This is a genomic window from Paenibacillus qinlingensis, assembly GCF_013204845.1.
In the GTDB taxonomy this organism is placed as follows: Bacteria; Bacillota; Bacilli; order Paenibacillales; family NBRC-103111; genus Paenibacillus_E; species Paenibacillus_E qinlingensis.
In genome coordinates this window covers 191,883-204,320 of record NZ_JABMKY010000011.1, presented here as the reverse complement: position 1 = coordinate 204,320, position 12,438 = coordinate 191,883, and the positions used below count along the sequence as shown (strand labels likewise).

General features: G+C 46.4%; 10 protein-coding genes. 1 reads left to right on the top strand and 9 read right to left on the bottom strand.

Annotation, left to right across the window (positions count from 1 at the left end; translation table 11 throughout):
* Positions 1–12: 12 nt before the first annotated feature.
* The 5 genes from HQN88_RS20430 to HQN88_RS20410 form a co-directional block, all read right to left on the bottom strand.
* Entirely contained in the window at positions 13–879 is an 867-nt protein-coding gene (locus HQN88_RS20430; RefSeq protein ID WP_246320356.1) for a sugar phosphate isomerase/epimerase family protein, read from the bottom strand.
* Between the two features lie 5 nt (positions 880–884).
* A complete protein-coding gene (locus HQN88_RS20425) occupies positions 885–2,171 on the bottom strand; it encodes an RAP domain-containing protein (RefSeq protein ID WP_173115939.1) in 1,287 nt (428 codons plus the stop codon).
* Between the two features lie 124 nt (positions 2,172–2,295).
* Positions 2,296–2,988: a hypothetical protein gene (locus tag HQN88_RS20420; RefSeq protein WP_173115938.1), complete on the bottom strand. Its 693-nt coding sequence runs from the start codon at positions 2,986–2,988 to the stop codon at positions 2,296–2,298.
* A 487-nt stretch (positions 2,989–3,475) separates the two neighbouring features.
* Positions 3,476–4,285, bottom strand: a complete 810-nt coding sequence (locus tag HQN88_RS20415; protein WP_246320355.1) for an anti-sigma factor — start codon at positions 4,283–4,285, stop codon at positions 3,476–3,478.
* Positions 4,272–4,856: an RNA polymerase sigma factor gene (locus HQN88_RS20410; RefSeq protein WP_173115937.1), complete on the bottom strand. Its 585-nt coding sequence runs from the start codon at positions 4,854–4,856 to the stop codon at positions 4,272–4,274. Before HQN88_RS20410 ends, HQN88_RS20415 begins: the two co-directional genes overlap by 14 nt.
* A gap of 189 nt (positions 4,857–5,045) precedes the next feature.
* On the opposite strand from HQN88_RS20410, the gene HQN88_RS20405 reads away from it, so the two are divergent.
* Positions 5,046–6,653, top strand: a complete 1,608-nt coding sequence (locus HQN88_RS20405) for a copper amine oxidase N-terminal domain-containing protein (RefSeq protein WP_173115936.1) — start codon at positions 5,046–5,048, stop codon at positions 6,651–6,653.
* Between the two features lie 116 nt (positions 6,654–6,769).
* Here the strand turns inward: HQN88_RS20405 and HQN88_RS20400 are convergent, their stop codons facing one another.
* The 4 genes from HQN88_RS20400 to HQN88_RS20385 form a co-directional block, all read right to left on the bottom strand.
* The gene (locus HQN88_RS20400) at positions 6,770–8,803 is read right to left on the bottom strand and encodes a Na+/H+ antiporter (RefSeq protein WP_173115935.1); all 2,034 of its coding nucleotides are present in this window, start codon (positions 8,801–8,803) and stop codon (positions 6,770–6,772) included.
* Between the two features lie 137 nt (positions 8,804–8,940).
* The gene (locus HQN88_RS20395) at positions 8,941–10,161 is read right to left on the bottom strand and encodes an ABC transporter permease (RefSeq protein ID WP_173115934.1); all 1,221 of its coding nucleotides are present in this window, start codon (positions 10,159–10,161) and stop codon (positions 8,941–8,943) included.
* Positions 10,162–10,178: 17 nt separating this feature from the next.
* Complete coding sequence (locus tag HQN88_RS20390; RefSeq protein ID WP_057308850.1) at positions 10,179–10,892, bottom strand: ABC transporter ATP-binding protein; 714 nt, start codon at positions 10,890–10,892, stop codon at positions 10,179–10,181.
* Positions 10,893–11,381: 489 nt separating this feature from the next.
* Entirely contained in the window at positions 11,382–12,359 is a 978-nt protein-coding gene (locus HQN88_RS20385) for an ABC transporter substrate-binding protein (RefSeq protein WP_173115933.1), read from the bottom strand.
* Positions 12,360–12,438 lie beyond the last annotated feature (79 nt).

Genomic DNA, 12,438 nt, shown 5'->3' with positions numbered 1-12,438 from the left:
AGCCTCGCTTTTTTACTCTACTGTAGCACGTTTCCAGCAAGCTTGCGCCACATTTTTCAAAATCAAGGCTTGCTCCCACCGACTGGAGAGCTCCCGACCACCTTGCCCTTTGATCGCATAAGGTGCAGGACCAAGCTCGCAGACGAAAGGAAGCACATCACCAGGCTTAGCCCCTTGAAGCCAGTAGCGCATCGCTTGGGTCCACCATTTCTCATAACGTGCCAGCATCGCATCTGAATAACCAACATCGACTTGAATTTGCTCACCCGACGAAATACGGCTATGAATCGCTGACGTTCGTTGCAGCACCTTATCAAGAAGAGGCTCGGCCTTCTCTTGCATCTCCGTCATTTCCCCTGCCAGCACATAGTGGGAGATATCTAACGTAAACCGAAGATTAGGCAACGCTTGCGCGTATTGCACAGTGCGGATCAAGTCTTGTGTAATTTTGCCACGATGCGTCTCTGCATAAAATGGCATGCTATGCGCAGCCGACACAGCGACGAGTCCACCTAGCAACTCAATAGCCTCTTCATCTATCACAAAAGAGTCCGCCACCTGCCCATTCACATATAGCATATCCATATCTGCAGCATGTTGTATATGTGCCGATAAGTCACTCGAGCTGAACGGGAAACAATGTGAGCCAAAGCTCAGACTGTATTGATTGAGCAAGCGTTTCCACTCATCTCTTTCATTTATCTCCGGTACCCTCGCCAGAATGCCAGTAAAGCCTGCGCCTGCAATACGCTCAAGCTTTGCCTCTAGCGGAAGCTCAGTTTCTAGCTCCATCATCGCCCACATCGATTGATGAATTTCGAGTCGTGGGGGGCGATTAGAGCCATCATTGATCCTGGTCATATCGAATTTTTCCATCATTCGTATTAATAGCCTCCTAGGCTACCCGCCGGTTTATTTTTATTCAGATCACCATGCGCCTCCATGTACACAGCACGTTTCTTCACGGTTCGCTCCGCTTCTTCCTGTGCCGCACGCGCATCACCGCCATGAACATCTTCAATCATCCAACGCTGTCCAAAACCTGCATGCACAACCTCATCTGCCCAGTCAAAATCTTGAAATGTCGTCATAAGCGGATCCTTCGCGATATCGCGGCAGAACTCCCACTCCTCGCGCTTACCTGGCGGATACTTCATGGCTGCCTTCTCAATGGCAATCGTCAAATGCGAATAAGCTTCTGTGCCCTCGAACAGTTGTGCCGTCATATCGTACCACCCCGTCCAGCTCGGGAATTGATACACATCGTACCCCTTCGCACGAAGCGCGGCCTCGCCGAACCAGCTGTGGCGAACCTCATCCCACATATGTCTAGCGGTATCGCGATAGAAATGCCATGGTTTGCCCTCTGTTGTGAAATGAACGTAAGCTACGCCTTCAGCTGGAGACATCTCGTAAAACCTCGACAGCATCATCGTCATGAATCGACCTTCCACATCGTCTGAGAGGTCCAATCCTTGCATTTTCACAACCTGTGGGGTAAAGCGACTATCTCGTGTACTAATTTGCGGCATGGCGAATGGTTCAGTGATGATCCGAGCAGATGAATCTACGGGAACTCGTTCCTCCCATCCTGTCACACCGCCCGCTGCTGCAAGCAGCTGTTCCACATACATTCTCCAGAGCTGCGCTTGTTCCTTCTCCGCGTCTGATGCGGATTGCAGCAGATAGTGAAGCGCCTCGCGTCCCCAGTCCATTTGCTCCTCGCGGTCGATGAGCTGATGCTTCATGATATGAAGCGTAGGTTCATCAACGAGAGGCTGTGCTTTGCCCTTATAGGCATGTATGGCCGCAATTTGCGCAGGCTTCACCACATCAAAGAGCGCCGTCAACAAACACAACGTTGTTGCTGAATTCAGCACCGTTTGCATAAGCTCGTTCAGCGATGCATCTGGACATTTATCGAATGCTACCGTGCTCATGCGCAGCTGCTTAATGCGATTGCGGAATTGATCGTGATGTTCCGCATCCTGCGAGCTCAAACGCGCAAGCGCTCCTTTTATTTCATATTCGGGTCTAGCCGCCATATGCGCAGCCTCAATCCGCATAAGTTGACGATCAACATAAGCAATACGTTGTAAGGTTTTGGCCGATTCCTCTACGGACATGCCGATACGATCCCAATCCTTGATTCCCATGAATGGATGCAGCATAAGTACCCCTCCAGTATCTTTGCACTATAATATGAACTCATGAACTTATCATAGTGTTATTTACTATAAGAATACATGCATTGAATCACATAGAAATTTGCACTATAATACATATCACTCCTGATTATATTTCCTCGTCTGGGCCGATAAAACCTAGTCGAACGGTCATTGCCCATTTGGCAATTTTCAACGTTTCTGCTATGGTCGAATAGGAAAGCATCGATTGCTTATCGGTTCCTTGCAAACCCCATACCACGATACTTTCATCTTGCGGGACTTTGACGCTCTGTTGTAATTTCATTTCACCTGTTAGTCCAATTCCCACTGGTTTATCTACCCTGACGGCCGAGCTATAGTAACCATTACGTCCGATGATTGCATATTCCAACTCGCTATAGACAACACCGTTAGGGTCTTGGCGATCCTTAAACGAATAAACAAAATCACCTTCGAAATGGTAATTCCCCTCCTCGTCTTTGTCCTTCTCCATCATGGTCATGCTCGTGCCCGCTGACGTATTCTTCTTCACACCATCACTCCAATAATCGAAACTGACTGCAAAATTCTGTTGCGGCCCATGATATTGAAGCGCAATTGAACCCGACATCAGCCCCATAAATGGCTTCAGCTTTTCATTGGTTTTATCAAATAGCGGTTCAGGAGAAGCAGACCACATGGATCTGTCTGTTTTATCATCCACCTGAAACTCAGGAACACTCATAACTTTACGGCTTGAGGCGTCATTCACAACAGCCCAAGTGATTAGACCTGCCAATACGATGACTGAAAGTATCTGCGGTATTTTAGTTGCACGCATTCCTGTGCACCTCCACGAAGTAATAAATGCTTATATTTTATAATACTACCACAATTTGGTTGAATCAGCGTGTAAACGTTTCGCAAGTGGAGAGTGGAGCCTCAGATTGCCATGGCAAATTCCGCTTGTCAGAATTAGCTGGATCTCCTACATCTATTTCCGGGTAAAACCAGCCTTTGGGGAGTTTAACTGGATTTCCTACATCTAATTTTGCTCGAAATGTCTCCTTTGACCAAATCGGCCTAAAATAACGGGAGGAAATCCAGTTAGTTTGCAAAATGCCGCCATTTCGATTAAATTAGCCACAGAAAATCCAGTTATTTGCTTGGCCGCTAGGATCCCCTGTGGGTAGCACCGATGCTTGTAGCTGTGCTTAAAGCATGTGCATATGCTTGTGCTTGCACCAGTACGAGGAGTAATGCCTGACACATAAGAAAAAGGACGATAGTCCGCTTCATCAAATGACTTTGCGGGTATCGTCCTTTATTTAACCTCTTTTTATCGGTGCTGCAAGCACGATTTTCCCTCTTGGATTTTCTCCTACAGCATCTGGTTCAAGTGTAATCGCCACTGCATCGTAATTCTGTGGATTGAACGAATAATATAACGCCCCATTGCCATCTTGAGATAGGAAGGTACCGGCATTAAACGTATTCTCGCCTTTGATTAGCCAAACTTGATAAGCTTCCGTGCCTTTTAGTTCTGGCAAATTCTCGGCTTGCACAACAAGATGAGTACCGCTCTTATCCACGACAATCGTGGCTAATCCTTTGGCTACGATGTCCTTCGTTGCTGGATTTAGCGTGACGGCTTCATTCACTTTAAGCCCTTGCACTGGCCCAGTGCTGATAGCAATTTGCTGCTGCAATTGGTTCACGTCTTGACGTAACTGCCCTGTATACAGGGTCAGTCCGATCACAGCGGCAGCCAACCCTAGACTGGCATAGCGCCAGGAACGGTTTCCACGCATTGGAATTGCCCCTTCTTGCTTACTTGGAGTAATCAAATTCCCCCGAACCATAGCCGGACTTTCACTTTCCGCTTGCTTCGCTATTTCCGATTCAATTTCTGAAGCCAGCACCCTTGTCAAAATTCTTGACTTCATCCCTGAAGGCACTTCCATCTGCTCCGATGCAAGAGGAAGAAGTTCTACGATCTGCCGTGACGCTTCCACCACTTCCTGACAATCCCTGCATGTCTTCAAGTGAGCTTCAAAGCTCATCTTTTCCTCACCCTGTAAGGCCCCTAACGCATACAATTCAGCTAATTCACATGGTAGATTTCTAATGTCCGTCATGAACCCGATCCCTCCTTCCCCAATGACTTAAACGTTGCTGTAGTTGCTTCATGGCCAATCTGACCCTGCTTTTGACGGTTCCAAGCGGGATCGACGCGAGATCTGCTACTTCCTGCTGCGTGAATCCCTGATAGTAAATCATATCAACAACCTGTTGCTGATCCTCATTTAGCCCCTGCAGCGCTTCCTTCACATGCTCCCCAATCATGCGTAACTCGACGATGTCCTCTGTCGTTTCCTTATCGCGAATGAGATTCAAATAGTCCGTGTCGACTGTCTGGTGCGCAGTTCTTGAACTGCGTCTGCGAAGATGGTCTATCGCAATATTGCGCGTAATCGCAAACATCCAAGAAGATAACTTCCCCTGCGAATGATCATAATTCTCTGCTTGATTCCAAATCCGCAAGAACAATTCCTGCATCACTTCTTCGGCCGCCATCGCATCCTTAACAATCCGGTAAGCAAAGTTATAGATTATCTGTTCATATCGGTCGTAAAGTGTTTCGAGGGCTTCCGAGTCTTTATGTGAGATCAGTTGCATCAAATGCCTATCGTCCACTGTATCGTTCAATCCATAGTCCCCTTTCCTCGCCATTCCCTCATAAATCTTTCGTAAGAATTCCCATGTTGGATTTTTATGAAGGTTCACTATAGAAAAACTTTTTTTGGCTCCGAGTGATCCAACTCTATATCTCTTTCGTTGCACTAAGTATAACCGCTTTTCACAAGCGGACCAACTTTGAATAAGGGAGTGAAGAGAATGAAAAGCTTACAAAGTAAATTTGCCATTCTACTGTTATGTTTCAGTTTATTACTACCAACACTAGCGAGCGCACATGAGGTTAAAACAACAGGTCCAGCACCCGATCTGCAGATAGCTCTAGGCCAATTACTTGGAGAACACGCCTATCTCGCCATCATCGCCATGCAAAAAGGTTACGACGGGTCAGCTGATTTCGGTGATGCCGCTGCCGCACTTGGCAAGAACACCGATGACTTATCTGCAGCGATTGCATCGGTATATGGTCAACCTGCCGGTGATGCCTTCAAGCCTATTTGGTCCTCACACATCGGTTACTTCGTGGACTACGTGAAAGCAACGGTAGCCAAGGACGAAGCTGGACGACTTAAAGCGATCGCTGAGCTTGAAGATTATCGGATGAAGCAAGCCGAATTTTTCAACAAAGCGAACCCTGCGTTTTTTGATAAAACAGCCATTGCTGATGGTTTGAAAATGCACATTACCCACCTGCTCGACGCTTTCAACGCCTATGTGAACAAAGACTACGATATGGCCTACACCGACGCACGTACCGCTTATGCCCATATGTTTATGACTGCAGCCGCACTTGCTAGCGGCATTGAAGCTCAATTCCCAGAGAAATTCCCAGCTGCCACTGTGAAATCCCCAGGTATTGACCTTCGTGCCGGCCTTGGGCAACTGCTTGGCGAACATGCAACCCTAGCCGTCCTCGCTATGCAAAAAGGGATCAACGGCGCACCCGATTTCGCTGCTGCTGCAGGTGCACTTGGTAAGAACACCGACGATTTAACTGCAGCTATTGCTTCTGTATACGGTCAATCTGCTGGTGAAGCGTTCAAACCGATTTGGTCTTCCCACATTGGCTATTTCGTAGACTATGTGAAAGCTACAGCAGCGAAAGATGAAACTGGCCGCACTAAAGCAGTTGCTGAGCTTGAAGAATATCGCATGGAGCAAGCCGAATTTTTCAACATGGCGAATCCTACCTACTTCAAAACAGCTGCGATTGCTGATGGCTTGAAAATGCACATTGATCATTTGCTCCAAGCTTTTAATGCCTATGTAAACAAAGACTACGCTAAGACATACTCAGATGAACGTACCGCTTATGCGCATATGTTTATGACAGCAAGCGCACTTGCTGGTGGGATCGTCGCGCAATTCCCTGAGAAATTTCATGGGCCTGCCGCTCCAACGTCACCTACCACTAGCATTTGGATGAAAATTGGAAGTGGTGCACTTACCATTAATGGCACGACAACTTGGATGGATGTGGCTCCATTCATGAAAGACGGCAACACATTTATCCCATTACGTTACTTAGGTGAAGCCATTGGCGCCGAAGTCACTTGGGATGCAGCTACGCAAACTGCTTGGGTCAAAACAGGCGGAAATACAGCCACGTTCTGGATCGGCAAGCCTTATATGGAATTGAATGGACAGCGTAAAGAAATCGGTACGCAGATCTTCCTGCAAGGTGGACGTACACAAGTTCCTCTACGTTTTATAACTGAACTTCTCGGTTGGGATGTCACATGGAATGAATCCGATTGGTCCATCATGTTAACGAAACAAATGGCCATGGAGATGGGGCATTCTCATTAACACTCGTTGCCGTTACAGCCAGGGTTATTCTGCCGATCTGCGATCGATAAAATGAGAAAAAAGGGCTTTCCACCTAGTGACTAGGGGAAGGCCCTTTCTTATAAGACATATTTATGTTACTTCTCGCCATTGTCCAAAATAAGCATTTCCTCATAATTGATCGCCTGCAATAATCCAAGAACAGTTCCGCTTGAGATTTGATTAGCCTCTTCCAGCTCTTGGATCCCATCCCGCTTCATCTGTACGCTTCGCAATTGAACAATCTTCAGTTGTTCTAAGAATTCAGCTTCCGAATGCGCGCTTAACCACTTTCCGTCGTGTTTCTGGCTGCGAGCGTAGTGTTGGATAACGAGCAACGCCTCTAACTGATGCTTCGGCGATTGCTGTTTGCGAATGGCTTTAACGGCTGCTTCTTGCAGCTGTTTCTCAATCGATTGCAGTTGTTCGAACATCTCGGTGACGGATCTGAATTTCTCAGGAATCCCTTCTCTTCGGTGCTGCTGAATCTTGCGGTTAAGTAGACTCAACTTCAATCTAACCCACATGTATTGCAACCTTGCAAGGAAGAACGATTCCGACTGGGGCTGATGGAGTAAAGTAAATACGGACTGCAACTGCGGCGAAATCACACCTTGCGCAATCAACTCAGCTAGCCTAGCAGCTTCGGCAGTTCGCCCAATTTGCTGAAGCTCACGAATATAAGGCCCCGATACCTTGACAGTCCCATAACAGTCCATCCGAATTTGCTCCTCTAGCTGCTGAACAACCGCGAGAGTAGCATCGTAGTTTTCCTCATTTTTCTCCGATTTGAGCGCTTGAATCGTTTTCTTAGCCAGTTGAATACTTGCTTCTTTCAACGACAATGCTGCTTGGTCGGACGTTGCCGCGGTAACTGACTTTCCAATAAACGGCATTGCGAATGTAGCTGCTAACATACTGATCAAGATTACACTGGCTGAAATAAACAAAATCGTATGGCGCAGAGGAAATGCCGTCCCATCTGATAATTCAAAAGGGATCGATAAAGCCGTTGCTAACGTGATCGTACCATGGACACCACAAAAACTAGCCGCTAGAGCAAAGCTCCTTCTGCTCGTTCGTGAATTCGAGTCTGGCGTCTTTTGACTTGCAGGAATAAACTCATCATGAAAAAGATAGACCCAGATGTACCTAGCCGCAAATAATGCCGCGAAGATTGCAACCGCTAATCCAAGCTCCTTCAAGATAGAAGCCTCACCACTATGCACTAATCCTGTAATGACCTCCGGCAGCAACAAGCCTAACAAGGCAAATACGAGTCCATTCAAAATGAAGCTAAACACTGACCATGTGTTGGTCGAGATAATTTCCAGTTTGGTCGTAGTTTGCTGTAACCGGTCACGTTCTAGCCCGTGCACAATCCCCGCAACTACTACAGCTAAGATACCTGAAACATGGATTTCTTCAGCAATCAAAAAGACCACGAACGGCGTTAGCAACTGAATAGTGACAAGCGAGTTGACTTCTTCCAGCCCTTTTCTTCGTAAAAATAATCTGAAATTCACCAAGACTGCCCCTAGTACGAGTCCAACGATAATGCCACCTATGGCGACAAGCAGGAATTCCCAAGTTGCTGATCTGACCGAGAAGACGCCTGTCATCACAACCCCCAAAGCTACTTTGAAGGAAACTAAGCCTGCTGCGTCGTTTAACAACGACTCCCCTTCTAAGATCGGCATTAATCCTTTGGGGAATGTCCGCCCCCTTGTCATCGATTTCACTGCAACGGCATCTGTTGGAGACATCACAGCCGCTAGAGCGAATGCGACAGGCAGTGGCATCGCAGGAATTAGATAATGAATAAAATATCCAATACCTATAACGGTAAACACGACAAGCCATAACGCCATAAGCAAAATGGGCTTGCGGTACTCCAGCAATTCTTTACGTGAGATGACACGTCCATCTCCAAATAAAATAGGCGCGATAAGACAGACCATAAAAGCTTCTGGTTCAAAGTTGAAATCCGTAGGAACAAACGGCAACCATGACACCAAAGCGCCTAAACCAATTAAGTAAAAGGGCAACGGGATTTGGGGAAAGCGCTTATTGAGCAGTGTAGCTGTTACGATTACTGCTGCCACTATGAATAAAGGCAACAAAAGTTCCATCAAAACTTGCCTCTCTTTCATTTCCTTTTAGAGGAATTATTGGGTAGCATCCGCTATAATCCCTAGTTCTATTCCTAAAGAAAAGGAGCAGCCAGAACATCCTGACTCCCCCATAGTTCCTTTGCATAGAAAGCCGCTCAATACCAGCTTGTAAACACCGAAGAAGTTCCATACGCCAGCGGTACTGCTGCTCCCATCATCACAATCGGTCCCCACCAAGTAAACATCGAGATGCCTGCTACTAAGCTAATGACCATCATGGCTGGCAGCACTAAGATCGGAATGGCTGTCTGAATCGCTTGGTGTTTCATCGTATCTTTAATCGGGAATAGAGATAGGAATGGCGCCGTCAGTTCATCCTTGCAGAACGATTTGCGCCAGAAGACCAGCAAGACAGCCGCAAGGATCCAGACGAGAATTTTAATCGCACCTGGCAAAATAAATAGAGCTCCGCTGATGACAACCACAAACTGAATGGATTGCCGCCATTGCAAACCATTACGGTAATACGATTTCACTAATAGCTCAGCAATACCCGTGCCAGCTCCCTTTCCTTTGAGTAAACGCTGTGATCTGCTGAACAGAAGAGGGTACCTACGGGTTGGTTTTCTTTTACGCTCCATTACACGGATTAACATAAGAGAAACGATCCGCATCCGAGCATCGCGTTCGCGAGCAACATCTGCAAAGAAGGTGCCTTTTTCACGCAGCCGCGTCCGTGTTAGAAGTAGGAATGTGCCGATTAGTACCAAGATGACAAGCCAACCGTACACAAGTTGATCCCTGATCTCCACGACCAACCATTGGAAGGCGAATACGCCTCCTGCAAAAATGACAATTCGCAGCAACCACAGCAGAAACCGCTGGAAGCGCAGCGCTAGCAATTGCCGAATGAGGCCAATGTTTAGCTTCACCACATAGGTCAACAGCCAATAACACACGACCTGCGCGATGCTAAACGAATAAACAGGTACTAATAGTGGTAGGAAGAGAAGCGTAACAAGCAACGACGTAACCCCTTGCAGTACCACCGAATACCGATAGCCGAGATGCATGAGATGTCGAAACCAGCCTTCATTTTGCCGGAGAAATAACTGATCTCCTTCTTCAACAAAGTATCGCAACGTGCCTAACCATGTGAAAATATAAAAAAGTGTAGCCACCGTATGTATGGATATCCCGCTTAACCATGTAGGAGGCGTCATGTACCACGCATAATAGTGATAGCCCGCCACGATCAGCAGAGGAATGACGAAATAAATAGCGATGACCCAATCCACGGCCATGCGTAATGCTCGATACTGAAATTTTAAATCCGAACGTACTCTGCGTGTAAAAACCTGAAAGCTGCTGTTCAACCCACTCTCGCCCCCTCTCATAGTAAGGAATGGAAGCAGTCGAATAACGTAGCATCCGGCATGTCGCATTGTTTTTGAATGTCTTGCAGGGTTCCGTTCGCTACCAATCTACCACCCGAAAGCAGTACAAATGAACTGCAAATCCGCTCCGCTGTATCTAGCACGTGGGTACTCATCAGAATGCCTGCTCCACGCTGACGCTCCTCTTCCAGCATCCCCAAGAAATCCTTAATCGCCTTCGGATCTAGCCCAATGAAGGGCTCGTCCACGATGTAGACATCAGGTTTATTCAAAAAACCAAGAATCAGCATAATCTTCTGCTGCATCCCTTTTGAAAATTTCCCAGGCAATTGATGCTTCTCATCCAAGAGCCGGAACCGATGCAAAAGATCGTCAGCACGCTCTAAGAATACGGTTCGATCCAACTCATATACCGATGCCGCGAACTCCATGTGTTCCCACAACGTCAATTCATCATACAGAATGGGATGCTCGGGAATATACGCGTAGCTTTTGTTTTCACCCATGAAAGAGATCTTGCCTTTAAAATCCTTCAACAAACCGAGAAGACTCTTAATTGTCGTGCTTTTGCCGGCACCGTTCGGACCTAGCAATCCCACAAGCTCGCCTTGCCTCACTGTAAAATGAATCCCCTTAATAATATCCGGCACCTCATCGTAACCGGCCTGTTCAATATATACATCTAATACAGCTAATTGTTCATCTGACATTCCGTGACTTCCCTTCCATTTTCATCGTGCAACCTATTCACATTGCTTTGCCAACATCTTATCATGAAAGTTTGCCCAATGTATGAAGGTTAGATAAAAATGAGAAAAAACCTTTAAGCGCAGCCACCCTTAGACGAGCGACTGCGTTAAAAGTTGACTATACAAGATGAGGCATGCATGCAACGAAACCTAACATAATAAGTCTAGTACCATCTCAAAGCAACAGGCAGACATTGGATAAACAAAACTAGGTTTTTCATATGTTTCATCATCGTATTCACCCTTTCAAAAAGACAGAAAACGCCTATCCTGTGGTAGGATAGGCGCCATTGCCTCGAATATTAGTTGCACATCGTCGTGCGGTTAATTAGAGTATACTTCTGTAATATATTTATGTCAAGTATTATAACACAAGTTTTAAAATGAACTTCTTTTTCGTTATTCATATTCATTTTGCGTTATATTACATGACATATATAGTTTAACTCACTATTTGACCAACATCTCCGCAATCAGATCAGCTTGTCCCAGAATGGAGATAGGATCGTAATGAAGATACGTCTTGTAGTCCAGAATGTGTACTTTATTGTTTTTAACAGCAGGGAGTGTCTTCCAAATCGGACTATCCAGAATCGCCTTCACCTGCTCATCCGTCGTACCAATATTCATACAGATAAAAATATGATCGGTATTCGCATAGGTTGGCAATGTTTCCATCTGAATCTCGACTAGCTGCTTGCCGCTGTCAATGGCTTCCTTTTGTACGAAATCAGGAGCTTTCAGCTTCAGCATATTGTAAATGACTTCCCCGCCCCGACCATAGTTATCACCGAGCAAGGATATCTTCTTCTCTCGGACATTGATAATAACAGCCGTTTCCCCCTCTTTCACCGAACCTTTAATTTTCTCGCGACTCTCTTTGGCTTTCTGCTCATATTTGGCTAACCATTGTTCCGCTTCTTTCTGTCTGCCAAATGTATCTCCGAGCAGTTTCACTTCTTCACGAACATTTTTGTAAGCCGTATAGGGGATGAACACCGTTGGCGCAATCTTCGAAAACTTATCGTAGTTATCTTCCGAGAAGCCATTTATAACGATTAAATCTGGATCGAGCGAAGTCACCTTTTCAAGAGAAGCCGGTGAGCCGATATCCGTCATCTTCGCTTCTTGCTCCGTGAGGAACGGACTTCCCATCCACCATTCTTTACTAGCAGCAATCGGTGTCAAGCCTAACGCTGTCAGCGTACCGTGATAGTAAGCTGCAGCGACCCGCTTCGGTTCTGCCGGAATCGTTACTTCTCCCTTGGCTGTCTTTGCTACAACCGTCTTCGGCGCAGCAGGAGCTGACGCTTCGACTTTCGCCGTAGGTGGAGCTGATTCCACCTTATCTGTACTGCTGCCGCATGCACTCAATACGAACAGCAGGGCTGTCATCCCCGCGGATAACCATGTTTTCTTTGCAATCATGCTGTATATCTCTCCTCTTGATAATGATAATAGTTCTCACTAGAATCATATCAACGACTTTGTTATGCCGTCCATACAC